The sequence below is a fragment of the Thermoplasmata archaeon genome, assembly GCA_015063285.1.
GTDB lineage: Archaea > Thermoplasmatota > Thermoplasmata > Methanomassiliicoccales > Methanomethylophilaceae > Methanoprimaticola.
Genome location: SUST01000003.1, coordinates 82390 through 108090 on the forward strand (window position 1 = coordinate 82390; position 25701 = coordinate 108090).

Genomic DNA, 25701 nt, shown 5'->3' on the forward strand with positions numbered 1-25701 from the left:
AAATTGTGTGGCAGATCATTTGGAGATGCGGCATATATCTTCTGCCCTCTGTGTGGTACCACTCTAATTGCCAATCCGGTTATCCTGGATTCGTGGGATTACAACACTTCTAATGCTATATGCTCTTGTGGGAATCATATCCATTTTGACGAAGGGGTGTTCAGAATAGTTTGTGATAGCTGTGGCAAAAGTAACTCCAGAACACACTATCCTTCACATATTTTTGAAGTAGTTATAACCCAATCAGCTATTGACTTCTCCAGATCGTTCAGGATTCTTCTTAAAAAGTCGCGTTCTTTCGATATCACGGAAGCGGGCAGATATCAATTCATCCTGACCAACGCCATCTATGATCTCTCTATAGATATAGGTGGCATGAATTGCTATGACAATCGTTTCACCACTTTTGAGAATAAGCGTTTGGAAGTGAAGTACAATAATTCCAACAATACGATCGTAACAGAACTTCAGACGCTGTACTTGTATTGATTGGTCAAATACTGATCGTCCGTGTCTCTGATTATGATTAGTCAATGCAATCATCGAGTAGTTTTTAATGATATAACCTGGGTTTACCTGATAGAACAATCTCGTATGTACTTGGATTATGTGCCTATTTGACTTCGACACAGACTGAATTTGCTATTTCTCTATTTGGGAGTAATAGAAGATAGAATTGGTTGATATTGGATATATTTTCCTATTCTGTTGGAAGCATTATTAATGTTGTTATTTGATTCGGCTTCAGTGGTTTGATGGCATTATTTAAGACCAAAGAGGAAAGAGCCTCCATCAAATTTGATAAGGCTTCCGATTTAATTGCGCAGAAGCAATACGGCGATGCTTTGAATAACCTGAACAAAGTCATCAGTTTGGGTCAAGCGACTCCGGAAGTTAATGTTCTTAAGCGTATGTTAGAGATGCGTACTAATTACAGGGATCCTAATGAACTGTCTAAATCTATCGGTGTATTCAGTAACTATCCTGGCCTTATGGTCAAGTATGGTGTATATGATGTTTCTGTGGATGCCCTTCTCAACGAATGCAATCTCCGTATCAAAGGACAGCAGGCTCTGAATAATAGTGATGTGTCTCAGGAAGCAGGCTTACAGCTTATCAGTACAGCAGCCGAATTTGCGGCTTATGACCGTACATTCATCCTTGAGGAGATATTCGATGAGAAGAAGGTTACAGCTCGCGATTATTCTAACATGATGTATGCTCTTGGATATGAAAGATTATCTGAGGCCATTAAGTGGGAAGATCCAAAGAAGGCTGCTGAATTCCAACAGCAGGCGTTGATATACAACAACGAACGTCATAATCAGGAAGCGATCTCCAAGAATCAGGAATTCATCCGCGGTGCATCGATGACCGTCCATTGCTGGTTCTGCGGACGTGAAGTTTCTGGTGAGAACATACATTTCGTTCCTATGAGTAGTATGCTCACAGACCCCATTCTCAGGCAGGCAGACCCCAATAAGCCGTTGGCGACCAATAGTACGAAGTCTATATTCGCTTGCCGTGCCTGCTATTCCGCGATCGATACCGTCGGTAAGACCTATTTTGAATTGGGAAAGAAGTACACCGATGCTGAGGTCACGAAGGCTTATAATCAACTGATGTCGGAGATCAATGATTTGCAGAGACAGATCAATGGTCTAAGGGCCGGTATGCATTGATGTGATGATCATGGATGAAGTCATAGAATTAAGATGTAAATCATGCGGAGGGCCGCTCTCCGGTGAGGGAGATATGCTGAAATGTCTTTCTTGCGGTAGATCGCAGCTTAAGGTTGATTCTCAGAAATATATCGAGCAGGCAAAGATGGAGATGATGGCCTGGATCTCTAAGACCATACCGACAGGTATGTCGCTGAATCAGACAGAGACCATGGATCCTATCGCTCGCCATAATATCTTCATGTCCTCGATCAAACCTTCTCTGGAAGCTACATTTAGAGAATACAAGTTCGGATTCATCAGCACCCTTTCCAATCAATTGCTTGTCATGCCTTTCAAAACTCTCAAAGGACTGCCATCAAGATACAGTCCTAAAGAGCTCTTCGAGTTCGATGCAAAGGTCAAATCAATCAAGGCATTGGCAGTCGATGATGACAGTAAAAGACTAGTGAATCAGGCTTCAGGTGTTTCCACATCCTATGCGATGACCGTCAATAGTGTCGAATTGATGGCTCAGGATCAGCTAGATCGCTATCAGTTCATGACAAACAACTACAAAGCGTCAGCTGAAGCCATCGCTGATCTGCAGGGGTATGAGCTCGTCAAAAAGAGATTCGATGCTCTGAGCAAAGCTTGCGATGGTATCAACGATATCATGTCAGGCAATTCTCAGGCGGCGATTATGAAACTTGAGGATGCAGCGTATAATCTGGATTCGGTTGAGAAAGATGCACGTTCCAACATCGATTATTTATCGATGGCTCTGGCTGTTTCCAGAGAGGCCATCGTCTGCAGGACCACTCTTCGCATCGCAAAGGCGTTGTCTGTCAGTTCTGGTCTTGATACGCAGCAGGTCTTCAAGGTCATAAGCGATCTGATGACCGAAGTTACTCTTGAGAACCAAATGCAGCATGGCAATCTCGCTTCTTTCAGCAGGATAGAGAGGACTTCTGAGATACTCAATCTTCTTTCAGAAGTCATTTCTGCGAAGAGCGGTGACGGTTCTCTCAAGGTCGCATCCGGTTCCGGTTCAGTTCTTTTCCCATTGTGGGTTGTTGAAATCAAGTACAGTTTTGTCACCGGATCACTGTTCAAGAAGCATTCAGTGCAAGTGTCTGAGCTCATATTCGTTTCTGCTGAATTCCCGACTTCTTCGTCCACTGTCCAGAATTCCAGACAGGCGATCACCGATATTTTCAAAGCAATGCCCGAGACCACTTTCATGCAGAGGGTAAAGGGCGATGAGACATCTATCACAATGGGCAGTCAGGTGCGCTATGTTTATGACGATGCACACCATACTAGGTTAAACGCCAGTACGAAGGTAGTCGCACCCACTTCTACTAAGTATGATGTAGAGCTCATAGTCAATAACTATCTGGATGCCTGCAGATCCACTCATCCGAAGTTACAGATGGGGCGGGCTACTATCCATGGTCTAATCTACGTTCCAGCAGAACCTAACTCTAATGGATACACACTCATGGTCAATCTGGGCAATATCGCTCCAGCTAATCTGGGCGATAAAGAAACGATTTCAAAATTGATCCTGTGAGGTGAATCGAATGGGATTGTTCAAGAACAAGAATGAATCGGCATATGACAACAAGAAGACATTCCTGAGTGTCATCAAGAGCGATAACAACGCCGGATCATACGGCGCGATGTCAGCTGATGATGTCTTCTGGAAGGTGCCTTTCGAGGACTTCAACATTCATTCCAAACTCATCGTAGGCGAGAGCGAAGACGCTCTTTTCTATAAGAACGGAGTGGTCCTAGAGGTCTTCTCGGGAGGAGAGTATGATCTGGAGACTAACAACTATCCTTTCCTGAGCCGTATTAGGAACATGCTGTCTAACGGCATCAGCATCTATAATGCAAGGGTATATTACATCAACAAAGCCCATAAATTGGATAACAGATGGGGCACCGACAGTCCGATCCAGGTTGTCGATAAGAAGTACAACATCGCCACATCGGTCCAGGCAAGAGGCGCTTATACCCTGCAAATAGTGGATTCTAAGAAGTTCTTCCTGAAGTTCGTCGGCCTCAATCAGAACAGACTGACAGCAACAGATGTCATCAGCGAGTTCAGGGCTCCTGTATCGCAGAAGATAAAGAGTCTCCTCGGTAACGTCATCAAGTCCATGGATGATGAGATTATCGGTATTTGCTCAAGACAGGATGAAGTAGCTGAAATGGTCAAACCCATGTTGGATCCAATCTTCGACGAGTACGGAATACGTCTTGTCAACTTCTACGTTGAGGCGCTCGATGTTGCCAACGATGAATCCAGAAGGGTGCTCGAGGAGGCTCGTACCAAGAGGGCCACCACTCAGATCGAGGCTGAAGGTGAGAAGGCCAGACTGGAGACTCTGGGCATCACATGGGCTCAGAGCGAGAGTGCAAGCATCATGCACGATGCCGCTCAGAACGAGGGATCAGGAATGGTCGGCGCAGGTGTCGGTATCGGATTTGGTCTTGCCGCTGGTTCCGGCATGTACAACATGGCTGCGAGCACCATGACGCCTTTGGATGGTAGCGGTCAGCAACAGCAGGCTCAGCAACAACAGCCGCAGAATCCCGGTACGGTGAAATGTTCATGCGGTGCAGTTCTTCCAGCTGGCAGCAAGTTCTGTTCCCAATGCGGGCAGAAGCTCAATCTATTCTGTCCTAACTGCGGTAACAAACTATTGCCTGGAGTCAAATTCTGTTCAGAATGCGGGAGTAAGATAGAATGAAAGCGAATTACCTTGCAGTCCTTATTGAACTTGTCATAATGGCTGTCGTCGATGTCGTTATGTATATCTTTATCAAGGACTGGACAAACACAATGATCTGTTCGATTGTGATGATAGATTTGGCCTTTGTTCTCAATATGGTCTCGTTCCTTACGACCCCTAATCACAAGAACAGCTATATCTTCCAGTCATCCACATCGATCTTCGCATCTTATCTGATTATCATAGAGATCGCATTGATGCTTGTAGGCCTCTTCGTCAAGGAGATTCCTGAGCCGTACATCATGGTCATCGAGATCGTCGTGTTCATCATATTCACGATCCTCTTCATCATGAATGTCGTGGCCAACAATCATACTGCCCAGACTGCTGATGTCAACGATGCCGGTGTCGCAAGGATTTCTGACGTCACCTCATGTCTCTATCAGGCTTTCAATGCGGCGGAAGGCAATGAGATGAAATCAGTCATCGAGAAGGCATATGATAAATCGAGATCTTTAACTGGATTCAGAGACGAACTCGCAGATTACGATCAGGAACTGATGGATGTCGCGGAGGCCATTTCTGCTCAATCCAAGACCGGTGATGTGGACGCTGTCCAGCAGCTCTACGCCAAATTCTGTAATATCGCTGATGAAAGGGCTCAGAAGGCTCGCAAACTCCAATCCAGTTGATATAAAACATATTAAAATGGGGGCAGACTGCCCCTGTTTTGATCAAACTTCGATCATGGCCTTCTTCAGCCATTCCTTGGCGGCCTCCCTTCCAGGGCAAGTCGCCAAGAGATCTTCTACCTCCTTCTTCCTCTCGACGAAATCAAGTCCGAAATCCAGGGATATATTGGCGATCTCGTGCAGTAGGCAGTAGTCGAGGACCTCTTCCGGAACGTTGTCGTTCAGGAGTTTCCTGTTCATGATCACGACCCTCATCAGGCATGAGCTCTGTCCTGCCTTTGATTCGGATTCCTCCTTCGACCAGAACAGCTTCAGTCCGTTGATCTCTTCGACGAGGCCAGCATCAACGATTCTGTGGTAGGCATCCCAGAGTTTCTCATCCTCGTTTTCATCAGAGACAGCGAGGTTGCGGCTCCTTTCGATGTACTTCTCCTGGTTGAGATCTCTGAACTCCTGGGAGGTCAGCCATTCCTTGGCGCATTCCGGGTAATCCAGTTCCTCTTCCGCAAGGATCCTCGAGAAGATCGTCTTCGCGATCCCTTTCACAACATCCTCGGGTGCCTCCTTGAGGTAGTCTGAGACGCTGAAGTTCGCGAAGTCGCATGTGCGAATCCATTTCACTTTGAGGTCTCTGAATGGCGAGAATTCCGCTTCCACGTTCTCAAATCCGAAATCGTTTCCGACCTTCTGGAAGGTCAAGTTCAGTTCTTCCGATGTTACCATCTTCTTCAACTCCTTTTTTCTTAGGGGCCTCTTGAACCCCGGAACGGAGCTGGAGCGAGGGGATTATGCGTATGCGGTGAGTAAATAACATCGTTCAAACAGGAAAGGCGAGCCGCAATACACAATATTGCCCCTCGCGATAAGTGTAGGGGTGAAAGGGCCCGAAAAGGAGATGTCTTTAATTCTGTTCCGATAAGTATAAAGCAGCTTTGTTTCATCACGGTCTTATGGTAAAACCCCGTGTTGCAAGTCTTTTTGCCGGTATCGGTGGCATATGTCTTGGCTTCAAAGAAGCCGGTGCCGATATAATATATGCCAATGAGATAGATTCCTATGCTTGCCAGACATACCGTCATAATTTCAATGGGGCTCCTTATCTCGTTCAGGATGATGTATATAACCAGCATCTTTCAGATTTGGACAATGTTGACATTATTGCAGCCGGATTTCCATGTCAGGCGTTTTCGATAGCTGGTTACCGTAAGGGCTTTGCAGATGACCGCGGAGTATTGTACACGCAGGTTGACAGACTTATTAATGAGTGTCATCCGAAAGCTGTTTTCTTAGAGAATGTGAAGAATTTGATGTCTCATGACAACGGACGTACGTATAGTGTAATTAAAGCCGCTCTTTAGGATTCAGGATATTGCGTAACTCAGGCCGTTCTTAACACAATGGAATACGGCAATATTCCTCAGAACAGAGAGCGCATTTATGTTGTTGCTTTCAGAAAGTCTCCAGACGGCTCATGTCTTGCTAAAGACTGTTTTAGTTTTCCCGAACCTATTCGTCTGACTGTTTCCGTTCATGATATCATCGATTATCACGATAAGAAAGCCGATTCTTTCTATTATAGTAAAGATCATAAGTATTATTCTCAGCTGGATCGGGAGATGACAAATCCGGATACTATTTATCAATGGCGCCGTGTCTATGTGCGTGAGAACAAAAGTAATGTCTGTCCTACGCTGACTGCCAACATGGGCACGGGAGGTCATAATGTCCCCCTTATCAGAGATGATTATGGTATTAGGAAGCTCACTCCTGAGGAGTGCCTTAAGTTCCAAGGATTCCCTGACAGTTTCTCTTTCCCTGATATTGCCAAGTCCCATATGTACAAGCAGGCGGGTAATTCTGTTTCCGTTCCTGTCATTAAGAGGATAGCAGAGAATATGATTTTCGCTATGCGCAATTCGGGGATGATAGGTTGACCAGTGTTTTCTGTAAGGCTTCGAAGGAGGAAAGGCATTCTTACATTCAGTATCTCCGGGCGATGTCTTCTATTAGCAGTCTTTTCTCTGAAAGCAATACTCCGTATATCGATTATCGTATCGTGGAGAATCTCTTTTGCAGATGTTTTAATGCAGAGAATCTTTCCAGATCATGCATTGCGATTGATGCACGTATCGGTCCGATTGGAGTGGGCATCAAAACTTTCGTAGACACCCCTTTTCAGAAGATTGCTGAATTCGACAAGAAACGGGAATACACAGATACTGGAGATGTAATTGAGGATGCTTGCAGAGTATCCGAGCTCAGAAATGAGAGACTCGATTTCTCCAAAGATGCTTATGCGATAGATGATTTCATCTATCATTATGTCGTCCGCAGGCCCAATCGTCTTTCAATCCATGAATGTTCCATGGATTATATCGATCTTGATTCGATCAAGGTTACAAAGCAGACTGGCAAAGGATTTGACTTTACTGATGGAAAGAACAGGTTCAGATTCAGCAGATCTAAGAGTACAATTCTTGAATCTTTTAGTCTTGAGCACTCTCTTTATGATTTCGGAGTGGATTTCGTCGAGGATCCGATGAGGGCTATCGTCGAGGTTTATGAGGGGGAGTTTACTATAGGGGAGCCATCTTCACAGTCTATCGTTCAGAAACCGACTATAGTTCTCCCGCTGTTCTCTACGAGAGGAGGTGTTCACGTCCCAGAAAAGAGCGGACTCAACCAATGGAATGCAGGAGGACGCAGAAGAGATTTTGATGAGATTTACATTCCTTATCAGAAGGAGGATCGCGATCGTATACCAGGCTTCTTCCCAGCTAGGGACACTCCGTTTGATCTGGAGCTGCCCAGCGGGGAGACTATCAGTGCCAAGGTCTGTCAGGATCAGGGAAAGGCCATAATGTCAAATCCCAACAAGGAACTCGGAAGATGGCTTCTCCGGGACGTGCTTCATCTGGATGAGGGGCAGTTAGTCACGATGGATATGCTTGACAGCCTGGGCGTTAATGCAGTGATGTTCACTAAAGAAGATTCGGGTAAGTATTCGATAGATTTCACCAACATCGACTACGATTAAGAGTTTTCTCAATAGAGTCTGCACACTCTTCCGTATTTTTTATAATCTTTTTTCTCCAGAATCTCAGTACAGTATACCCCATTTGTTCTAGCTGGGCTTCGACTTTGCGGTCTCTTTCCATATTCCTTTCGATTTTCGGAATCCAGTATTCTCTCTTGGTTCCGATACGTTCTTTCTGATTTTCCCAGTCATATCCGTGCCAGAATTCTGAATCACAGAAAATTGCTACTTTCTTTCCTTTGAATGCTATATCTGGTTTTCCCGGAAGGTCTTTGCAGTTCTTTCTGTATCTAAGCCCGCGTTTCCATAATTCCTTTCTCAAAATGACCTCTATCTCTGTATCTTTCGAGTGGATGGCCTGCATGTTCTTTCTGCGCTGTTCAGGAGTGTGATTGTCCACATTCTTCAATCGAAGTTGTATTTTTACCTTTATCGATTATTTCATCGATGACACCGCCTATGAATGTTTCATCAAGGAGGACTTGGACGGCTTCTTGGAGTCCAGGTCGGACAACATGTTCCGCTATCTCAAGGATATTATCGGTATCAGCATCGAGGCTGCAGAATCGCAAACTGATGCTGATAGAGAAAAGGTGGAAGACGATTTAATATGATTATGATCCCCTCCCCGTAGGGAGGGGTTTTATTCAATATTCGTCTGGCAACAGTATTGTTGTCACCGACCTATCGTACTCGGTTATGATGTAGATCTTCCCGAAATCGGTGTCGTACGAACTGAACAGTCTGTCTGAGACGCCTTCCTATCTCTCCGCCTCCAGAGCATCGTTGTTCATCTGCTTGTCCTCGTCACAGAGATCGCCCCAATCTCCACGGCAATGGCGGTCCAGACATTTCCGGATGGTCTCGGCAGCATCGGCACTGCCCATCATCATATCCCTGATTCCGATGGTGTTGACGATGGTACCGGTCTCGAACAGGCTCACGAGCTCACCTCCTCCATCGAAACGATTGTTCTTCCGTTCTCTGGCAGGATTATCGATTCCGACCCGTCCTTCCAGGTGAACCTCGGTACGGTGATCTTCTTGCAATCCCTCTCGATGATTGCCTCCATGTACGGTTTGTCCACGATCTTGACGATGTTGAAAGGTCTGTTCCTGCAATCGGTGTAGAATTTCCCGATCTCGAAAGGTCTTGCCGCAATGCCGTTCTCCTTCCTCTTCGATATCTCGTAGTGGTAGTTCCATGAGACATCGGTGATCCTCTTCCCATGGAATTTGAGAGATTCTATCATCTCCGATCCCAGCTGCTGGGCCTCCGGCTGGCTCGCATCCAGTTCCTTTAGGAACTCCATCCTATCGTAGCAGTTCTGTTCCTGTCCCTTGAAGTACTTCCTGGCGACGACCTTCCATCCGTTCAGGATGTACATCCCGTTGTCCCAATTGTCGCAGTCCAATTCATTCAGCTTCCCGATCCCCAGGGAGTTCCCATCCGCTCCCATGAAGTTCCCGATCACCTGGCAGAGCCTGGAGTATCCGTAGTCGCTCTTGTCCGGAGCTGCGAACCCTCTCAGATCGCAGTACTCCAGGAACGCTCCTACTGAATCTGCTCCTCCGTTCCAGTGGAGGTAGATCCCGAGGCCTTCTCTGGCCATGTCCTTCTCGGTGGTGATCACCGCTCTGTTCCCCATCAGATCACCCCCGACATCTTGGCTTCTGCCATCCACACCGTGAACTCTTCGTATTCAGAAGTGCTCATCAGTATGTCCAGAACTTCTTTCCTGTCCGCGAACATCCCTCTGAAGGGCTCGTCCGGGCACATGATGACCGGTTTCCTCTTGGATTTCCTGACGGTCTCGACGATCGCAGGGATCCCCATCCTGTGCTCCCTGTCGGTCTTCCTGATGACCAGCCTGTATCCGGTGTACTGGTCCTGGTCGACCCTGATGTTCTCGCTGTTCAGGACAGCGATCTGCCAATCCTGCATTCAGGCCACCCCCTCTCCGCATGCGAGGATGTCCTTCACCGTCAGCATCCCGAGGGCGTTCAGCCTGTAGCACATCCTGTGCGCTCTCGTTCTTTTCGGACTGTCGGTCGCATGCCTCAGGAGGTGGTAGACGAATCCCTTCTCCTCCAGTCTTCTGATCTCGATGGACACCTGTCCTCTGGAGATTCCGATAGCATCCGCTATGCCGTCCTGAGTGGTCTCATAAAGCATCTCGTAGCTGTTCCCCAATCCCATCTGTCCGTACAGGTGGATCAGTATCTGCTCCTGCCTGGTGGTCATCAGCAGCACCTCCCATATACTCCGTTGATGCACTGATCGTCTTCGACCATGAATCCGGTGTGTCCGTTCCCGCACTCCCTGATCCATGCCGCCAGGTATCCGATGGATTCCCAGTCGCGGTTCTCCAGCATGTTCTTCAGATCTTGGGTGTCCCATCCGTAATCCAGGATGGTCACGATGTCGTCGACGCTCAGTCTGTCGATGACTTCGACTCCGGTGAGGATCCCGTAGTCGCTCATCTGAACCACCTCATGTCCTCGGGGTAGTTCCCATCCTCGTCCAGCGGATATCCGTAACTTGGAATATCCGCTCTTACCGCTCCGACATCTCCGAAGTCGGCGAAGCTGTTTGGAAGGAACTGGTTTCTTAAGGAGTTTGACTTGGTTCCTTGATCTCTTTTACAGACCATTTCTTTCAACCCTGGGCTTTCTTCGAAACCCAAGCGGGAAGGAACGAGGGCCGCATGCACGTAGCTTACACATCGAAGATGGAAAGCCCGATGATGCGGGCCGAGATTAGCGAAGGGTGGCGGAGAAGAAAGCACGGGTTGAATGTATTGATTCCACTGTCCACCAACAAATCTCTTTATTGTCGTCTTTCTTTCCCGGATTCGATAGGTCATGACATGGGTCGTTGCAATTGATGAATCAGGGGATCTCGGTAAGGATTCCAGATTCTTCTCTATGGCAGCGGTCATCAACGAGCGTGTACGCAATCTGGAACCTGTTTTCAAAAAGATCCCTAAGATCAGAGAGGATTCCAAATTCTACAACTCGACCGAATCGGAGATCATCGATGTACTGGCTTCGTTGCCCGATTCCGATTCGATCATCATATCGGTCACTGTCGATAAACATGACTATACCGGAAGTCATTATGGGGTTCACGGGAACAAGCTGTACGCAGCTGTCCTCGGGGATCTGTTCGACAGTGTTTTCGAACATATCGGTGCCCATGACGTTTCCGTTTTCTTGGATCGCAGCACCTTCGTGACCATTCTCGAATTGAACAGCATCTGTCTGGAAGCTGCGTCGCATCACGGAACAAACGTGAAGAAATGCGTCAAGGCCACATCCCATCAGAACAGATGTGTCCAGATCGCCGATTTCGCTGCCGGTGCGATAAACCGCAAATTCGAATACGACGATATCAGATTCTACGGGTTAATAGAGAAGATATCCTTTGCCCGCAAGCATTGATGGCCACCCATGGCAACCTGGATGCGGGTCTTATCAGGATAATACACTATTGGCCTCATTCATATTTAATCTATCCCTTTCTCAACTTTTGATCCCGCTGATTGTCCGCATCCTTCCTCTTTGTTTTTAGTAAAATATTATATGTAAAATATACACTTAATAAAATAATGGGAATGACATACACTGTCATTCGCAAACTCTTTCGGAGGATAACAAATGGAAGATCTCTCAAACGATTCAACCGAGTCAAAGGATTCGGGGACAGCATTCACGAAATACTCTTACAAGGTCGGCTTCAACGCCGCCATGGTATCTGTTTTCGCAGATTCCCTCTGCATCGATGACGAGATGCGCATCGACACTCTGATCCAAGCTCTAGCGGCGGAATTCCACAGACAGTATTCCGTTCTCGATAATCCGACGGAGGTCCTGGGGGAATTCATCTCGGCCGTATAGGATTCTATAGTTGACAATCTCGATAGAGATACAGTCTTTGGCGGATCGACATCTGTCGCAGGATATGTCGATGCTCTCTCCTACATCACCGATTTCAGAGGTTGCGATGACGATCGCTGCAGCCGCTGCAAGGAATGCAAGGGGTGCTCCCATGAGCGATTACGAGCTCATCCCCACGAGCACCCGCGGTAAGAAGTATCCTCTCGGTTGGGTGCACTTCGCTCCGGGCATCAATACCAAGCGCAGGACGATGACCGAAAGCTATCTCATGCAGAGGATGCCCCGCACCAACACCATCGCTCAGAATCAGCATTACGTCGAGAAGGTCATGAACAACAAGCGCACGCCCGAGTACAATAAGAACGTCATCAGGCAGTTCGTCAACGACCATCTCGACAAGTTCATGGCCCTGTCCGACAGGACAGAGGATCCCGATCTCAACGAGTGGGCTCGGAAGAAGAACGCCGGTGCAAGATTCGGTTGGATCTCTTGGTTCAAGGCGGAATTCTGTAACTTCAGGTGATTACATAATGTCCGAAAACGACCCTCAGGACCATCAGCCAGACGTTCAATCATACTTATGTAATCAGTATCTGATAAGGTTTATATTTGTCATATACATCCAGCCGATCATGCCCTACAAGAAGGCTGTAAGGAACATCACGATATCAGGTACGTCGAAGATCATCCCCGTTTCCACCGAGGTCAAGGAGCTCGGACTGGGTCCGAAGGATACCGTCGTAGCTTATCTCGCGATCCCCGGATCCCTTGAGGAGTATGCTTTGGATCTCGCCACGACCTTCTGCAACCAGGGCGCATACTATGTGAATGAGAAGTACCTCACATCGAAGGACTGCAATCCTGTTGGACATCATTTCGAGAACATGCTGGATGACACCAACCGCTCAGAATGCGAGCTCATCGTCAATAGGTTGGCAGCATTGAATTACATGATCGACACCATGCGCTCTTACACGAAGACCATGGTCTCCGGACCCTATGCATACTATGCAGAGGATCTCAGGACGTTCGTGGCCAAGTTCGATCCGTCGGAGCTTGTGGATGATGATGAGATCTCACGCAACATCAAGAACCTCATGACGCAGATTAACGTCCTCAGGGCGTGTCTGAACACACCTTTGTTCGATTTCTCCCCGATAGATTCCGTCAAGCATCTCCAGAACTATATGGACAGGGCACTGGAGGATGTGGTCAGGCTGTTCCATTGTGCTCCCGAAAGAAGGGAGGAGGAGTGCAGCAGAATCAATCAGGAATGGCAGGACGAGGTGAACAAGGTCATCTACCGCGACATGTACTTCGTCGGTCTGAAGATGAACAGATCCGACGGAGGATTCACTGGTATGCCGGAGTTCTCGGTCATATCCGCTCCGACCCACAGGATGGCCTTGGAATCGTTCTCCGATGACAATTCCCAATCATACGCATTCGGTCCGTATATGGATGAATCCGAGTGCTCAGAGCTCGTCTCCTACCTCAGATTGAAGTGGAAGCTGGAGATCAAGCAGGATTCCGACCAGAGCACGGTGGTGCAGGTCAAGAATCTGATCAATGAATACAACGTAATGTCTGGTGAGTGAATTGGATGGGATGATGCCCTATTGCGAACAGATGAAGATCAGCATGAGACTTCGCACCGAGCAACCTTTGGATCTGACTGAGAACGAGATCATCATCGACAGGATAAAGCAGCATTCCTTCGTTGAGGTCCAGGATAAGGACAGGTAGGCTGAGATGCTTCTCATGACAGCAGTCTCCATGGACATGGACCGCTACTTCTCCGGCGATATGGATGCTTGGATGATCAGCATCATGGACAGGATAAGGATCTACGCACGCCAGTATGTAGGTCAGGCAAACTGCATCGGAGGATTTTCCGGTGACGAACCATTACCTCCCGAGACCATCTTCAAGGATGTCAAGGAATTCTGAATGGGAATCCTCCCATTCTCTTTTTGTCCGACAAGTATTATATGTCATACATGTAATACAAGTATTATGCAAGAGATAGCCCGTATCATCAAGAACGGAAATTCACTGAGTGTGAATGTCACCAGGCTCTGCCGCAAGCTGGGCCTCGATGCCGGCGATCAGGTCCTCATTGATATCTCGGTGCCTGATTTCGCCGATAAGATTGTTCCGGAGAAGAGCGCCCTCACCGAAGAGGAAGCTGTCAGCGTTGTGAGATCCATCTTCGAGGAGTTTGGAAAGAAAGGTCTTTTCCTCACTCAGGTCGAGTTCTATGCTTACGAGTCCACGGGCACTCCCGATGCGATGACGAAACGTGCGGTCGATATTATGATTGAAACAGGAGAACTTACAAGGGATTCCAATGACAGGATTTGGTACGGATCTAAGGGCGATGATCCGATAAGGAAGATATTCCGTGACAGGAGGACTAGGAAACTGAACCGCGAGTCGATCTATGTCGATGACCTCGGACAGCTGGAGAGATTCGTTAGGGATTACGACGTCGTCGGTACCGTTCCCCTCTCCAGAGTGGATTTCGATATCTACGATGAGATAATCGATCACGAGTTCGCCGTCAGGACCAAGGATGACAGGGTGTTCCTGGTATCCAACCCCTATAAGAAGGAAGGGGAGGAACGCAATGCCATCGATTTCGCTGCCAAGCACGGTCTTGAATACAAGTATATCGATGATTACTGCTGGTATCACAAAGGGGATACGAGACTGGTCCTTTTCTGGATCAAGGATGAATGAGGTGATGAAATGGATTCTCAGAAGGTTTTGACCATAGTCGCTATTGCATTGTTGGCCGTTGTAGCGGTCGAAGGGGCCGTTCTCATAACGAACGGAGGATCGCATGCAGATGACGATTCTACCGATTTCCTGAAGGAGCAGGTAGAACTTCTCAGCAAGAAAGGCGGGACGATCAATTTCGTCAGTGCCGGTCATATCGAGATCAAGGCAGGAACCATTCTGTCAGTTCATGGCGACATCATCTATTACGAATCGATCAGAGCTTCCTATCCTCTGTCTTCAATCCAATCCATCAGGATAAACGCCTGATCTGAAAACCGGAGGGCCATACCCTCCATTTCAATATCAATTCTTCATCGCTTCGTTGATAATCTCGATGTGCTCGGCGACGGTCTTCCCTTTTTCAGTGAGGATGAGATATTCGGTGTTCCATCTCATGCTCTCGTCGCTGTATGTGGAAACGAGACCGGCATCTATGAGCTTGTTGATCATAGCGTACTTGGTCTTCTCCCCTCCCTTGTCGACCCTGACGATATCCGTCTTGGTCATATTGGGATTGTTCCTGATGATCCATAGAATGCTGAGAGCGTATTTCTCCTCGAGCAGCGATGAGTTCCAATCCATTACAGTAGTTATTACCGAGTAATATTTTAACAGTTCCTATCAAACACCCGTTTAACTCGGTATTTTCTTACAGTGTAGTTTTTACCAACAATTAAATACACGGTTGCCAATGCAATATACAGAGCGAAAGAACCCGGCAATCGGGAACATAGCTCACAGGAGGTAATGAATTGGGAAGAAATCCACTCGGAGAATACCTGGATCGCTATCTGGATACCATACGCGAAGTGTATTCTGAGGAGACGTTCAAGAACCGTGTCCGCAGATACCACAGGATGGAGTCCAAGGTGCAGATCCTGGTCAAAGAGGGAAAGATGAGGTCCATGTCCCCCAAGAACTGGACTGAGAACGATGTGCGCGAGTACATACTCTACTGCAAGGGTCTGGTCAGCACTGCCGATATGGTCCATGAGATCAACGCTCTGAACCAGCTGCTGCTGTACCTCGACAATCCTGCGGTCCAGCTGTGCCTTGCGCACAATCCGATGCTCAAGCCGAACTTCAAGGGGACTAGGAGGAAGGACAGCATGTCCGACGACATGTACGACCTCATCCTCGAAAGGTCGAAGATCATAGACACCGGCGATTTCAATCTGGTCAGGGCCTACGCCCTGGTCCTGATGAGCATCACCACCGGCACTAGGAACAAGGAGATCCGTTTCGCCGATGTGAAGGACGTCGATACCACCCTGTGGACATTCGACATCATCCACGTCAAAGGCGAGGCGACTTACGGGATGCCGAGGACCGTTCCGCTGCATCCCGATGTCCGCAGGATCCTCACTCTGTACCTCGTGCTACGCGAAAAGTGGTTGGCGGACAATAACGTGAAGTCACAAGCGCTATTCCCATCCAAAGATAGTTCTGACGGCTATCTGTCCGGCAACTCGATCCGCAAGATCAAGACCGTCGTGGAAAAGGACCTCGGAATCAAATTCGACCTCCGCATGTGCCGGAGGACCTTCGGACAGAGATATCTCGATAACGATCTGGATATCGAATCCGTATCGGTCCTCATGGGGCATGCGAGCACAAAGACAACGGAGGGATTCTACAGCAGGAAGAGGCTCAACAAGGCTGTCGAGAATGCTAAGAGCACATGGTGATCTCAAGCGGAAAACAGTTTCCTGTATCGAAATTCATTACTTTCCTGACAATTGTCCACGTGGCGGACAAGGTTTCTGTCCACTTTTGGACAATCTGGGTATGAAGTGAAAGTGGACAAGGCGAGATTCGAACTCGCGGCCTCTTCGTTGCGAACGAAGCGATCTAACCGGGCTGATCTACTTGCCCATTAAGAATTCCCGGCAGGCATCTGTACTGAGAAGTCCAATAAAAACCTTGGCACTGCCAGAAGTTTGGCATTCTATCTGTGCTCATGGTATTCTGGCGATCCGGATTTATAATGATCAGGATGGGATATTATGTGGTGAACGTTATATGAAATCACTGTGATTCAAGCCTTCATGGTTCAATTAACTGAAGAGATGCTCGAAGAGATGAAGGCGACAGGAATCATTTCCTTCGCTACCGCATCAAAGGACGGAACACCCAACGTTGTGCCTGTAGGAATGATATTCCTGGGCGATGACGGTAATATTTGGCTTGTGGACAACTACCTAAACAAGACTCTTGCAAACCTGAAGGAGAATCCCAAAGCGGCATTCTTCGTATGGAACAGGGATTTCAAGGAGTCCTATCAGATCAAAGGAACAGTCATCATAGAGAATTCCGGATCGGATTATCTTAAAGCTGTTTCCATTGCCCATTCCAAGAAGGAGACCTATCCTGCCAAGAATCTGATAAAGATGAAGGTGGAGGAGGTCTTCTACGTCACGCCCGGCGATCACGCTGGACAGAAACTCTAAAATCAATCAGCTCCCGGGTCTCCGGGGGCGTCTTGTTTTCATTCGTCCTTCGGTTTGAGCAACCAGGGTGCTGCACCCATCACTGCTCCGATCGGGATCATGATGAGGTCGACCAGCAGGTTGTGGTTGTAGTAGTACATGAAAGCGGTGAGAGCAGCACCGACGACGGCCCCTATGATGAGTCCGTGCTTCATTTGGGGGATCATCACGGCACCTGCCTTCCGGTCACGTTCTCTGCTGCCTCCACCATCTTGTCGACTATCTCCCTTGCACCGCCGACATAGTTGGCGGCATCCATGGTGGCGATGATCTCTTCCTCGGTGAGGACGCCTTTCAGGCCTTCCCTTTCCAGGAGGACATCCCTGAGGTGCCTCTTCTGATCCTCTGCGATCATTGAGCATTCGCGGATGATCTCGTGGGCATCCTGCCTTCCGATTCCCTTTTCGGTTAGTTTCATCATGAGGGGTTCGGCCATCACGAGACCTCTGGACGATTCGATGTTCTCCAGCATCTTGTCTGAATGGACCTCGAGTCCCTCGAAGATCCAATTCATCTTCTTCAGGATCTCGTCAGTTAGGATGAACACGTGGGGGAGGGTGAACCTCTCAGTTGACGAGTTGGACAGATCTCTCTCGTGCCAAAGGACCTGACTTTCGAACGTGGGTGTGACGAATCCTCTGATAACCCTTGCCAGACCGCAACAGTTCTCTGAGTTCATGGGGTTGCGCTTCTGGGCCATCGTTGAACTGCCGACCTGCTTCTTCACATCGAAGAATTCGGAAGCCTCTCCAATCTCGGATCTCTGGAGGTTCCTGACCTCCGTCCCGTATCTCTCGATGGAAGTGGCGATGTTCGCCATAAGGCAGATGACTTCGGTGTATCTGTCGCGTCCGACTACCTGTGTGGCTGCAGGCTCATAGGTAAGTTCAAGGTCGTTCATAACCCTCTTCTGTATTTCGAAGAAGTTCTTTCCCAGAGCGGCACCGGTACCGACGGCTCCAGCCATCTTTCCAGCGCAGGCCCTCGGCATGCACTCGATTATCCTCTCTCTGTGCCTGATCATCTCTGCAATGTATCCAGCAATCTTGAATCCGAATGTGATCGGTATAGCGAACTGAGCATGTGTCCTTCCGATCTCGAGGGTGTCCCTTTCCCTCTTCGCGATTACCGCCAGTGTGTATATGAAGTCCTCAACGTCCTTGAGAATTATCTCCATGGCGGCTTTGATCTGCAGAGCTGTTGCAGTATCGACGATATCGTTGGAGGTCGCTCCAAGGTGGACATACCTTCCGGCATCTCCCTCGCATTTCTCGGTCATGGCTTTGACCATGGCCATGAGGTCGTGCCTGGTCTCCGACTCGATTTCTTTGATCCTCTGTACGCTGACGACGTCCAGACTTGCAACGCGTGTGATCTCTTTCGCATCAGCCTCGGAGATTGTTCCGAGGGATGCGTGCGCCCTGGCAAGTGCGGCTTCTACGTACATCTGGTTCTGGATACGGCTCTCCTCCGAGAAGACTGCCTTCATGTCGGGGCGCCCGTACCTGTAGTCGAGGGGACAACTGTTGCTCATTGAAATCGATACGGCGATTGTGAGTGCCACTTATAAGTCTATGTGCACGGATGCGCGCATCATAGGTACTTGCGATAATCGTACCTGCCGTCCCTGATCCTGTCTATGACCTCTTTTCCAATCAGTTCAAGTTCGTCTCTGCGGAATAATCCTGATCTGATCCCTCTGAATCCCTGGGCGGACATGAGTCCGACGTTGCATGTTCCCACACCGAACATCCTTTGGACGGGCCCAGAAATGACATCGCACATCTGGACTTTGTCGTATCTTATGTACTCTCTCTGTCTGTCATAGGCGCCGATGATGAACAGGAACGTTTCCTGCCCCATCTCGAACTCCCTGTTCTTCTGGGCAAGTATCCCGTGGACGATGAGCAGAATGGGGATGACGACAGCAAGCATCGCAACAGCGGCATACAGGATGTACTCGGCGTAATTCTTGGAACCGATGTCATAGCTGAGTGTGACGAAGAAGTATAGGGTGATGCCTACCGCCAGGAAAACCGTCGCCCAGAGAATCTTGTAGGTCATGGTGGGAACCAGCGATTCCTTGGGCTGAGTCTGATGGTTGCTGTCGAATATGAATTCGGGGACCAGTTGTTTCGTCAAGGAATCCACGATTTTCCTGTTCTTCAGAGGGCAGAGCAGTGGAAGTCCCTCGTTGTCTGCAAGACCTACCACCTCTGCTTCGAGGAGGGATTTCCCCATGGCGCGGGCGAGCAGAGGTTCCCTAATGCGTACCGAATTCACTTTCTTTATGTTGAAGGAGCTGCGGTACTTGTTGATCAGTCCGCTCTCAACGGTGATCGTGTCATCGATGCGGTATATCCTGTAATTGTAGTATCTCAAGATGGTCCTTATCCAAGGGATGATGGAGGTGAATCCGAACATCAGCCATCCCAGCAGTGAGGATCCCTCTCCGACGAACATCGTTATCAAAGAGTATGCTAGGAAAATCAATCCCAGGATCGAAGACCTGGTAGGCTGTCCGAAGAAACCGTGGAGTATGACGTCGAAGTTGCTCACATCGACTAGCGTCTCCTCCATCTTGTCCTCCTCGATAACCATCTGTTTCTGGAAGATCTTGGCAGACACCATCTCGCGCAGTCTGTCCGCTTCGTCCTTCTCTAGCGTAAGTGAGGCTTCAGCGGACATAGAGTTCACGGACGAGTTCACGTTGAAAAGCAGTGTGGTGGTGCCGAATATATGGTTGATGAAGCTCCTGCGGACATTGACTGATGCCAGCTTCGAGTACTGAATCCTGCTGGTGTTCTTGAAGAAGGTGTCCTTCACCACGACTATCTCCGTAGGCCCGAATGTGAACGTGGTCTTCATCCAGATTCTGATGGAGATGAAAATGTAGACGATGCCTACGATAGCAACTATCCACAGTGCGGGGTTCCCTAGGAAGACCCCTCCAGATGACGCCGATCCGACAAGCCCCATTATCCCAAGCATGATCAGTATGGATACCATGCTTTGGACCACGATGGTGAAATGGTTCCTGTATACCCTGGATTCCAGGTCGACTTCGTTCGTCTGTTCGTCCATCTTAATCACGGTCTTTCAGGAGACTGACCACACATTCGTTGAGCTTCGAAGCGACGCTCTCTGCCGTTTCGATATCGAGGTATTCGAGAACCGCCGTCCCTCCGGCAGTTGTTATGTTTACATCGGCCAGTCCGAACATCCTGTTGATGGGTCCTTTGGCTACCTGCACCTGATGTATCCTCTCGATGGGGACAAGCGTATGGGTGATGACCAGCACTCCTCTTCTGATTTCTGCTTTCTCGTCATCGATTCTGTAGCGGTAGCGCATGAAGAAAATCTGCGGGCCCAGAATGAAGTATACGGCTATCACGATGAGCAGGCCAAGGATCAGATACAATGCAGTATCGTACCATTCTCCCAACTGAGGCTTCATGAATACCAGAATCGCGGCTCCAATTAAGATTAGCACTGCCATCGCGATGACATTCCTGACATACATCGCCTTCTTGCATGTCGGCTGCAGTCTGTGATACCCGTCCGAGGTCATTCCGGATTCGTCAACGGCGAACTCATCGCTCATGAATCCCGATTCGCATAACGACGGATATAAGTGTGACGATGATCGTCTGTTATTCGAAAGCGAGGCGTTTAAATCCTCAAATGGAACGGGAAATACGTGTCCAACTCGGCAAATCTTTATAAATAACATCCTAATATGCACGAATAAAGTGGGCCATGCTTATCTCATGGTCAATGCGAACATAGTGAGTTGAACATTTATGGAAGATTTCGTGGAGGAAATTCAGCAGCAGGATTCTCAGGAACAGCAGGCGCAGGCAGAAGAGGCTATCGAGCAGGTAGCCGAAACCGCAGAGGAGACGTCTATCACCTCTGAGGAAGGTCTCGCAGCAATGGAGGAGAAGCGCAGCATCGTTAACGAGGATGCAGAGAAGCACAGGAAGCTCAGGGACGAGCTCAACAACCAGACCAAAGAGTGGAAGGCCAAGAGGGACGAGCTCAACGGTCAGGTCAGGGAACTTGTCGACCAGGCAGGAAAGTGCAGGGAGGAGCGCGACTCCTACAACCAGAAGGTAAGGGAAACAAAGGAGCTCAGGGACGAGTGGAACCAGAAGGTAACCGCACTCAAAGAGCAGCTCGCACCTTACAGGACTGAGAAGACAGAGGAGAAGGACCAGGTCCCCCTCAAACAGCTGAAGAAGCAGCTCCAGGATCTCGAATACATGCAGCAGACGATGCCCCTTGGAAAGGACAAGGAGAACGGCATCGTCAAGCAGATATCCGTCCTCGCAAAGCAGATCGAGGAGAGGGAGAAGACCTACGAGCAGAACGATGAGATGAAAGGTCTCGTCGCACAGCTCAGGGAGGCAAAGGCCCAGGCAGAGACTTACCACCACCAGGTGTCCGAGTACGCAGAGCAGGCCCAGGCCGCTCACGACAAGATGATCGGCTACTACGAGCAGGCAGACAAGCTCAGGAAGGAAGCCGACGCTGCCCAGGCAAAGTTCATAGAGTGCAAGCAGGCTGCCGATGAGGAGCACAAGAAGCACATCGAGCAGATCAAGTCCGTTCACGAGATGGACAAGGATGCCGCAGCATTCAAGAACAAGAAGAACAGCGTCAAGAAGAAGAAGGTCGACGAGTCCGGTAAGAAAGAAGCAAAGGAGATCTTCGAGCGCTTCAAGGCGGGAGAGAAACTCTCCACTGAGGACCTCATGGCCCTCCAGAAGTCTGGATACCTCTGAAACCTTTCCAGGGGGCTTTTGCCCCCACTTTTTCACTTAATACTTATACTCTTAACGCCATTTCATATTCATGTGGGATGCTAGGTTTGATTCGATTAGGGATCGTAAACTGAATGAGTTGGTCATATTTTCAGCGATGGTTCGCACCGACCAGCCGAATAGAAAGGAGTATGAGGACATCATTCGCCATCTGTTCAGCGATTTAGATGTCTTGGATGCGCTGATCTCTGAAAAGCCTCTTCCCGATTCTGAACCAATCCTTTCTCCGCTTTATCGCAGCAGGCTATCCAAATACGAATCTTTGGACGAATATGTCATGGATCAATGCAGAAAAGGGATGATGGATGAAGACGAAAAGGTGTCTCTGAAGTCACCGGCATCGCAAGATAAAATCGAGGCACCAGATGAACTGGATAGAATCTCTCCGGCAAAGAATCCTGATATGATCGAGGCCCCACAGGAAATAGAGAAGATCGCACAGCCTGACGATTCTGAGAGAATAGAAGCTCCTGAAGACAAAAACAAACTTTCTGCTGCCAAGAGTCAGGATATGATAGAGGCCCCGGAAGTTCCTCAGAAGATCGAGTCTCCGGTTGCACAGGCATCCATTACGGCACCTGAGGTTCCTCAAATGATAAAGCAGCCGACAGCCAGAGGAGAAGAAGAGTCTCCGGCCGATACAGAGGAAATCAAACCACAGAGCGGCTCTGATTTCACATTTGAACTCGTGATCTCTATCGATGATGCCGTGACCCTGAAGAAGGTCAAAGAAATGAAGGATGCAAAGATCGATCTTTTCATCGACGAGGAGATGTCTGGCCATACCAAAGAGGATGCGTGCGAAGCAGTCATAGATTTCCTGAAGAACGATGTCGTCCTCATAGATAAGATCCTGAACATAAACGTCAGTAGCAAGTCGGGCATCGAAGAAAGCCTTCGCGACATTATCGAATTCGTAGAATCAGCTGATGAGCCCAAATATCAGAAGATCTACCTGAATTCACTGAACTTTAATGAGAAGGACCTAGAAGGGGAATACAATAACGTTCTCAGAAGATTGGAAACTGTGATCCATGACAGATATGCTCACCTGATGAATGAGACGCACTCCGTATTCTTCGAGGAATGACGTTCAGCGTTCGATTTGATTCCCGTTCTCATCGACCACAACGTTCCTGGCCAATAATGTCAGTATGGTTGCAGCAATTACAATTCCAGCGCTGACTATCGACATAATCTTGAATGCTTCGAATACCGAATCGGGCGTTTCAATCCCTCCGGTGACGAATCCTAGGATCATAGCGAATAAAGCGCTTCCTGCAGCGATAGCGAAGTAATTGATGACCAGCATGAACCCAGTTCCTTCGACTTTGAAACCGGGAGTGGCATGATGGACCATACGTGTCGGCTGTGCGGTACCGGAGAATGCGTGTCCAATCCCCAGAATGATCAGATATACGACCAATACCGGGATTCCCACAGCCGGTGCCAGGATCACTCCGAGACCACATGTTATGAGTCTGACAATCATCGCCATCAGAGACGGATTCTTCGCACCGGATCTGTCGCACCATTTGCCCACCAATATGACCACGGACATCATGGCCACAGAGCAGATTATGAGATATAGGCCGCATTCCGACGGAGTCATTCCCCAGGTCATCTGCATCAGATAAGGTGCCATGAAATTCAACCCTCCGGCCACCATTGTAGTCAGCAAGAAGGCGATGCTTACCATAAGGTATTCGCGATTCATGACCATCTTAGTCGCAAGTATTGCTCTGTCCGTGTCCTTTTTAGCACTGCGGACAAGAAGAACAGCAGAAACGATAGCAACTGCTAGCGAGATTATTCTGCCATTGAATGTGAGATCGGGGTCGCCAAGATCCTCGACTAAAGTGAGCATGGATGCAAAGAACAGGAGGGATGCTATCGTACCGATGATGCTGGGGTCCCTGTCCTTTTCTTTCGCAGTATCCTTGGGAAGATGATACGCATAAAGATATAGAAGAATCAAACACAGCGGGACATTGAGATAGAATATCCAAGACCAATCGAACAGATGTGCGATTATCCCTCCGATGGTTGGTCCTACCACTAGGGCCAGACCGGTAGAGGCTCCGGTCACCGCCAGGCCTAAGCCTTTGCTCTCGTTAGGAACGAAATCCAACAGGACGATCGGGACAGTGGCAGCGATCATTGCTGATGCTGCACCCTGGGCGATTCTTGATATGATCAGCATGATAAAATCTGAGGATATCCCGCATAAGATGGATGTGATTAGAAGAAGAATCGTTCCCCAGATACCAATCTTCTTCAGCCTGCCGTTCTTGCCGAATTTGCAGAACGGTAGGATAAGGGAGGAAAGTCCTAGCGCATATCCGAATATCAACCAAGAGCCGTCGGATCCGGAAAGTATGCCGAACTGTTTCAGAATAACAGGCAGGGCGACATTCACGATGGAAGCATCCAGACAATTCAGGAAATCCACCATGAAGAGGATACCGAAGATAGGCAATACCGCTCTAGTTCTGTCATTCATAGCAGTACGGCGATGTTTAACAAGGATTTAACTATGGGCATCTTAGAACTGTCCGTTCCAATTAGATGAGCCTAAGCGGTACTTCTTTGCCCTCATCGAACTGTTTCATGCTCAAAATGCTGTTGTAAACCATTCCCCAAACAGCTTCGCGGTAATAGTAGGCCATGTGGTGCGAATAGATCACATTAGGCATTCCCCTGAGTTTTCCTACATAATAGTTAGAAAGGTCCTTGTCCCTGCAATCATAGTAGAAGAGGTCGAATTCGTTCTCCACAACATCCAGTGCAACTGATGCCAAATGCCCAGATTCAAGAGCGGAGATCATCGCTTCTGTATCGATAAGGCCTCCCCTGGAAGTATTGACGAGAATGGATCCTTCCTTCATCATACCGATCTTTTCCGCATCGAAGAGATGATGTGTGTAGCTGTTGTATTGAAGATGGATGGAGACCACATCACATTTTTGCAGGAGATCTTCGAACCCAAGGCGTGTTGCATACTTGTTGGCCTCTTCGTTGTTGCTGCGGTTCCAATAATACAGTTTGCACCCGAATCCGCTAAGGTCCCTAAGGACAGACAGTCCGATCTGTCCTGTCCCCACTACACCCACCGATAGGTTCTTCAATTGTCTGGCCAGCATCCCTTTGAGGCGGAAGTCGCCCTCCATCGTCTTGGCATTGATCTCTTTGATACGTCTCACCGCCATAAGGATGTCCATCACTGTGAATTCTGCGACTCCTGTGGGGTCATAGGTGATGTGTCCGACGGCCATTCCGATCTCCTGTGCATGTTTCATGTCAATATGGTCGAAACCCATCGATCTGGTGGATACCATTCTTACGCCCAGCCTCTTGTACTCGTCCAGCATCTCTGCGGTAATTGGGGATGTGAAGACGGAAACATATCCGCAGCCTTCAGCAAGGTTGCAGTTATCGATGGTGGGATTATCTCCTGTACAAACGATTTCGACCTTGAGCTCTTCAGCGGTCTTCTTCAAATAACCCTATTCATCGAATTCTCTGACAGCGTAAGCGCAGACCTTCATGACCTTTACCATCTTTCCGTA

Annotated in this window: 27 protein-coding genes, 1 tRNA gene and 3 pseudogenes; 17 read left to right on the top strand and 14 right to left on the bottom strand. The window is 48.5% G+C overall.

Annotation, left to right across the window (positions count from 1 at the left end; genetic code table 11):
* The first annotated feature begins 755 nt into the window (after nucleotides 1–755).
* From E7Z62_02970 to E7Z62_02985, 4 genes are read left to right on the top strand one after another with little or no spacing between them, the layout of a single operon-like run.
* Nucleotides 756–1682: a hypothetical protein gene (locus tag E7Z62_02970; GenBank protein ID MBE6522077.1), complete on the top strand. Its 927-nt coding sequence runs from the start codon at nucleotides 756–758 to the stop codon at nucleotides 1680–1682.
* Between the two features lie 10 nt (nucleotides 1683–1692).
* Nucleotides 1693–3237 (top strand): hypothetical protein, encoded by a 1545-nt coding sequence (locus E7Z62_02975; GenBank protein MBE6522078.1) that lies wholly within the window; start codon nucleotides 1693–1695, stop codon nucleotides 3235–3237.
* Nucleotides 3238–3247: 10 nt separating this feature from the next.
* The gene (locus E7Z62_02980; GenBank protein ID MBE6522079.1) at nucleotides 3248–4423 is read left to right on the top strand and encodes an SPFH domain-containing protein; all 1176 of its coding nucleotides are present in this window, start codon (nucleotides 3248–3250) and stop codon (nucleotides 4421–4423) included.
* Nucleotides 4420–5097 carry a hypothetical protein gene (locus E7Z62_02985; protein MBE6522080.1) on the top strand — a complete coding sequence of 226 codons (678 nt, stop codon included), beginning with the start codon at nucleotides 4420–4422 and terminating at the stop codon, nucleotides 5095–5097. Before E7Z62_02980 ends, E7Z62_02985 begins: the two co-directional genes overlap by 4 nt.
* A 42-nt stretch (nucleotides 5098–5139) precedes the next feature.
* Here E7Z62_02985 and E7Z62_02990 read toward each other — a convergent pair whose 3' ends face one another.
* On the bottom strand, nucleotides 5140–5820 hold the full coding sequence (locus E7Z62_02990; GenBank protein MBE6522081.1) for a hypothetical protein: 681 nt from the start codon (nucleotides 5818–5820) through the stop codon (nucleotides 5140–5142).
* 227 nt (nucleotides 5821–6047) lie between these two features.
* Here E7Z62_02990 and dcm point away from each other — a divergent pair.
* A pseudogene (gene dcm, locus E7Z62_02995) lies at nucleotides 6048–7031 on the top strand (DNA (cytosine-5-)-methyltransferase).
* A 209-nt stretch (nucleotides 7032–7240) separates the two neighbouring features.
* Nucleotides 7241–8134 carry an NgoFVII family restriction endonuclease gene (locus tag E7Z62_03000; protein MBE6522082.1) on the top strand — a complete coding sequence of 298 codons (894 nt, stop codon included), beginning with the start codon at nucleotides 7241–7243 and terminating at the stop codon, nucleotides 8132–8134.
* On the opposite strand, the gene E7Z62_03005 is transcribed toward E7Z62_03000, so the two are convergent.
* The 6 genes and pseudogenes from E7Z62_03005 to E7Z62_03030 all read right to left on the bottom strand — a co-directional run bounded on the left by E7Z62_03005 (nucleotide 8112) and on the right by E7Z62_03030 (nucleotide 10617).
* The gene (locus E7Z62_03005; GenBank protein ID MBE6522083.1) at nucleotides 8112–8534 is read right to left on the bottom strand and encodes a very short patch repair endonuclease; all 423 of its coding nucleotides are present in this window, start codon (nucleotides 8532–8534) and stop codon (nucleotides 8112–8114) included. The genes E7Z62_03000 and E7Z62_03005 overlap by 23 nt on opposite strands.
* Nucleotides 8535–8781: 247 nt before the next feature.
* A pseudogene (locus tag E7Z62_03010) lies at nucleotides 8782–9078 on the bottom strand (hypothetical protein).
* Nucleotides 9075–9782: a hypothetical protein gene (locus E7Z62_03015; protein ID MBE6522084.1), complete on the bottom strand. Its 708-nt coding sequence runs from the start codon at nucleotides 9780–9782 to the stop codon at nucleotides 9075–9077. Before E7Z62_03015 ends, E7Z62_03010 begins: the two are co-directional and overlap by 4 nt.
* Nucleotides 9782–10078, bottom strand: a complete 297-nt coding sequence (locus tag E7Z62_03020; GenBank protein MBE6522085.1) for a hypothetical protein — start codon at nucleotides 10076–10078, stop codon at nucleotides 9782–9784. Before E7Z62_03020 ends, E7Z62_03015 begins: the two co-directional genes overlap by 1 nt.
* The gene (locus tag E7Z62_03025) at nucleotides 10079–10378 is read right to left on the bottom strand and encodes a hypothetical protein (GenBank protein ID MBE6522086.1); all 300 of its coding nucleotides are present in this window, start codon (nucleotides 10376–10378) and stop codon (nucleotides 10079–10081) included. It abuts the gene before it with no gap.
* On the bottom strand, nucleotides 10378–10617 hold the full coding sequence (locus tag E7Z62_03030) for a hypothetical protein (protein MBE6522087.1): 240 nt from the start codon (nucleotides 10615–10617) through the stop codon (nucleotides 10378–10380). The genes E7Z62_03025 and E7Z62_03030 overlap by 1 nt, the downstream gene beginning before the upstream one ends.
* Before the next feature lie 381 nt (nucleotides 10618–10998).
* On the opposite strand from E7Z62_03030, the gene E7Z62_03035 reads away from it, so the two are divergent.
* The 7 genes from E7Z62_03035 (at nucleotide 10999) to E7Z62_03065 (ending at nucleotide 15084) form a co-directional block, all read left to right on the top strand.
* Nucleotides 10999–11577, top strand: a complete 579-nt coding sequence (locus E7Z62_03035; GenBank protein MBE6522088.1) for a DUF3800 domain-containing protein — start codon at nucleotides 10999–11001, stop codon at nucleotides 11575–11577.
* Nucleotides 11578–11793: 216 nt separating this feature from the next.
* Complete coding sequence (locus tag E7Z62_03040; GenBank protein MBE6522089.1) at nucleotides 11794–12033, top strand: hypothetical protein; 240 nt, start codon at nucleotides 11794–11796, stop codon at nucleotides 12031–12033.
* A 106-nt stretch (nucleotides 12034–12139) separates the two neighbouring features.
* A complete protein-coding gene (locus E7Z62_03045; GenBank protein MBE6522090.1) occupies nucleotides 12140–12556 on the top strand; it encodes a hypothetical protein in 417 nt (138 codons plus the stop codon).
* A 109-nt stretch (nucleotides 12557–12665) separates the two neighbouring features.
* The gene (locus E7Z62_03050; GenBank protein ID MBE6522091.1) at nucleotides 12666–13631 is read left to right on the top strand and encodes a hypothetical protein; all 966 of its coding nucleotides are present in this window, start codon (nucleotides 12666–12668) and stop codon (nucleotides 13629–13631) included.
* 163 nt (nucleotides 13632–13794) lie between these two features.
* A complete protein-coding gene (locus E7Z62_03055) occupies nucleotides 13795–13983 on the top strand; it encodes a hypothetical protein (GenBank protein MBE6522092.1) in 189 nt (62 codons plus the stop codon).
* Between the two features lie 66 nt (nucleotides 13984–14049).
* A complete protein-coding gene (locus E7Z62_03060; protein MBE6522093.1) occupies nucleotides 14050–14775 on the top strand; it encodes a hypothetical protein in 726 nt (241 codons plus the stop codon).
* Between the two features lie 9 nt (nucleotides 14776–14784).
* Complete coding sequence (locus tag E7Z62_03065; GenBank protein MBE6522094.1) at nucleotides 14785–15084, top strand: hypothetical protein; 300 nt, start codon at nucleotides 14785–14787, stop codon at nucleotides 15082–15084.
* 36 nt (nucleotides 15085–15120) lie between these two features.
* Here E7Z62_03065 and E7Z62_03070 read toward each other — a convergent pair whose 3' ends face one another.
* Nucleotides 15121–15399 carry a hypothetical protein gene (locus E7Z62_03070; protein MBE6522095.1) on the bottom strand — a complete coding sequence of 93 codons (279 nt, stop codon included), beginning with the start codon at nucleotides 15397–15399 and terminating at the stop codon, nucleotides 15121–15123.
* 170 nt (nucleotides 15400–15569) lie between these two features.
* Between E7Z62_03070 and E7Z62_03075 the strand changes: the two genes are divergently transcribed.
* Nucleotides 15570–16505 carry a site-specific integrase gene (locus E7Z62_03075; protein ID MBE6522096.1) on the top strand — a complete coding sequence of 312 codons (936 nt, stop codon included), beginning with the start codon at nucleotides 15570–15572 and terminating at the stop codon, nucleotides 16503–16505.
* 112 nt (nucleotides 16506–16617) lie between these two features.
* On the opposite strand, the gene E7Z62_03080 is transcribed toward E7Z62_03075, so the two are convergent.
* Nucleotides 16618–16692: transfer RNA gene (locus E7Z62_03080), tRNA-Ala, on the bottom strand.
* A 173-nt stretch (nucleotides 16693–16865) separates the two neighbouring features.
* Here E7Z62_03080 and E7Z62_03085 point away from each other — a divergent pair.
* On the top strand, nucleotides 16866–17267 hold the full coding sequence (locus tag E7Z62_03085) for a pyridoxamine 5-phosphate oxidase (GenBank protein ID MBE6522097.1): 402 nt from the start codon (nucleotides 16866–16868) through the stop codon (nucleotides 17265–17267).
* A 205-nt stretch (nucleotides 17268–17472) separates the two neighbouring features.
* On the opposite strand, the gene E7Z62_03090 is transcribed toward E7Z62_03085, so the two are convergent.
* The 3 genes from E7Z62_03090 to E7Z62_03100 are packed head-to-tail and all read right to left on the bottom strand — an operon-like array spanning nucleotide 17473 to nucleotide 21039.
* A complete protein-coding gene (locus E7Z62_03090; GenBank protein MBE6522098.1) occupies nucleotides 17473–18840 on the bottom strand; it encodes an adenylosuccinate lyase in 1368 nt (455 codons plus the stop codon).
* A 59-nt stretch (nucleotides 18841–18899) separates the two neighbouring features.
* Nucleotides 18900–20390: a hypothetical protein gene (locus tag E7Z62_03095; GenBank protein MBE6522099.1), complete on the bottom strand. Its 1491-nt coding sequence runs from the start codon at nucleotides 20388–20390 to the stop codon at nucleotides 18900–18902.
* Between the two features lies 1 nt (nucleotide 20391).
* Complete coding sequence (locus E7Z62_03100; protein ID MBE6522100.1) at nucleotides 20392–21039, bottom strand: hypothetical protein; 648 nt, start codon at nucleotides 21037–21039, stop codon at nucleotides 20392–20394.
* 70 nt (nucleotides 21040–21109) lie between these two features.
* Here E7Z62_03100 and E7Z62_03105 point away from each other — a divergent pair, with 70 nt between their 5' ends.
* Both E7Z62_03105 and E7Z62_03110 read left to right on the top strand, forming a co-directional pair.
* The gene (locus E7Z62_03105; GenBank protein MBE6522101.1) at nucleotides 21110–22093 is read left to right on the top strand and encodes a phosphoserine phosphatase; all 984 of its coding nucleotides are present in this window, start codon (nucleotides 21110–21112) and stop codon (nucleotides 22091–22093) included.
* A gap of 136 nt (nucleotides 22094–22229) precedes the next feature.
* Nucleotides 22230–23222 carry a hypothetical protein gene (locus tag E7Z62_03110; GenBank protein ID MBE6522102.1) on the top strand — a complete coding sequence of 331 codons (993 nt, stop codon included), beginning with the start codon at nucleotides 22230–22232 and terminating at the stop codon, nucleotides 23220–23222.
* A 3-nt stretch (nucleotides 23223–23225) separates the two neighbouring features.
* On the opposite strand, the gene E7Z62_03115 is transcribed toward E7Z62_03110, so the two are convergent.
* Nucleotides 23226–24635, bottom strand: coding sequence for an MFS transporter (locus E7Z62_03115; GenBank protein ID MBE6522103.1), 1410 nt, complete (start codon nucleotides 24633–24635; stop codon nucleotides 23226–23228).
* Nucleotides 24636–24696: 61 nt separating this feature from the next.
* Nucleotides 24697–25680, bottom strand: a pseudogene (locus E7Z62_03120) (lactate dehydrogenase).
* Nucleotides 25681–25701: the final 21 nt, after the last annotated feature.

What these genes read in the sequence shown, in the direction of transcription:
- E7Z62_02970 (MBE6522077.1), top strand. Translation starts at nt 756, where the DNA reads ATGGCATTATTTAAGACCAAAGAGGAAAGAGCCTCCATCAAATTTGAT.
- E7Z62_02975 (MBE6522078.1), top strand. Translation starts at nt 1,693, where the DNA reads ATGGATGAAGTCATAGAATTAAGATGTAAATCATGCGGAGGGCCGCTC.
- E7Z62_02980 (MBE6522079.1), top strand. Translation starts at nt 3,248, where the DNA reads ATGGGATTGTTCAAGAACAAGAATGAATCGGCATATGACAACAAGAAG.
- E7Z62_02985 (MBE6522080.1), top strand. Translation starts at nt 4,420, where the DNA reads ATGAAAGCGAATTACCTTGCAGTCCTTATTGAACTTGTCATAATGGCT.
- E7Z62_02990 (MBE6522081.1), bottom strand. Translation starts at nt 5,820, where the DNA reads ATGGTAACATCGGAAGAACTGAACTTGACCTTCCAGAAGGTCGGAAAC.
- E7Z62_03015 (MBE6522084.1), bottom strand. Translation starts at nt 9,782, where the DNA reads ATGGGGAACAGAGCGGTGATCACCACCGAGAAGGACATGGCCAGAGAA.
- E7Z62_03020 (MBE6522085.1), bottom strand. Translation starts at nt 10,078, where the DNA reads ATGCAGGATTGGCAGATCGCTGTCCTGAACAGCGAGAACATCAGGGTC.
- E7Z62_03025 (MBE6522086.1), bottom strand. Translation starts at nt 10,378, where the DNA reads ATGACCACCAGGCAGGAGCAGATACTGATCCACCTGTACGGACAGATG.
- E7Z62_03030 (MBE6522087.1), bottom strand. Translation starts at nt 10,617, where the DNA reads ATGAGCGACTACGGGATCCTCACCGGAGTCGAAGTCATCGACAGACTG.
- E7Z62_03035 (MBE6522088.1), top strand. Translation starts at nt 10,999, where the DNA reads ATGACATGGGTCGTTGCAATTGATGAATCAGGGGATCTCGGTAAGGAT.
- E7Z62_03040 (MBE6522089.1), top strand. Translation starts at nt 11,794, where the DNA reads ATGGAAGATCTCTCAAACGATTCAACCGAGTCAAAGGATTCGGGGACA.
- E7Z62_03045 (MBE6522090.1), top strand. Translation starts at nt 12,140, where the DNA reads ATGACGATCGCTGCAGCCGCTGCAAGGAATGCAAGGGGTGCTCCCATG.
- E7Z62_03050 (MBE6522091.1), top strand. Translation starts at nt 12,666, where the DNA reads ATGCCCTACAAGAAGGCTGTAAGGAACATCACGATATCAGGTACGTCG.
- E7Z62_03055 (MBE6522092.1), top strand. Translation starts at nt 13,795, where the DNA reads ATGACAGCAGTCTCCATGGACATGGACCGCTACTTCTCCGGCGATATG.
- E7Z62_03060 (MBE6522093.1), top strand. Translation starts at nt 14,050, where the DNA reads ATGCAAGAGATAGCCCGTATCATCAAGAACGGAAATTCACTGAGTGTG.
- E7Z62_03065 (MBE6522094.1), top strand. Translation starts at nt 14,785, where the DNA reads ATGGATTCTCAGAAGGTTTTGACCATAGTCGCTATTGCATTGTTGGCC.
- E7Z62_03070 (MBE6522095.1), bottom strand. Translation starts at nt 15,399, where the DNA reads ATGGATTGGAACTCATCGCTGCTCGAGGAGAAATACGCTCTCAGCATT.
- E7Z62_03085 (MBE6522097.1), top strand. Translation starts at nt 16,866, where the DNA reads ATGGTTCAATTAACTGAAGAGATGCTCGAAGAGATGAAGGCGACAGGA.
- E7Z62_03090 (MBE6522098.1), bottom strand. Translation starts at nt 18,840, where the DNA reads ATGAGCAACAGTTGTCCCCTCGACTACAGGTACGGGCGCCCCGACATG.
- E7Z62_03095 (MBE6522099.1), bottom strand. Translation starts at nt 20,390, where the DNA reads ATGGACGAACAGACGAACGAAGTCGACCTGGAATCCAGGGTATACAGG.
- E7Z62_03100 (MBE6522100.1), bottom strand. Translation starts at nt 21,039, where the DNA reads ATGTTATTTATAAAGATTTGCCGAGTTGGACACGTATTTCCCGTTCCA.
- E7Z62_03105 (MBE6522101.1), top strand. Translation starts at nt 21,110, where the DNA reads ATGGAAGATTTCGTGGAGGAAATTCAGCAGCAGGATTCTCAGGAACAG.
- E7Z62_03110 (MBE6522102.1), top strand. Translation starts at nt 22,230, where the DNA reads ATGGTTCGCACCGACCAGCCGAATAGAAAGGAGTATGAGGACATCATT.
- E7Z62_03115 (MBE6522103.1), bottom strand. Translation starts at nt 24,635, where the DNA reads ATGAATGACAGAACTAGAGCGGTATTGCCTATCTTCGGTATCCTCTTC.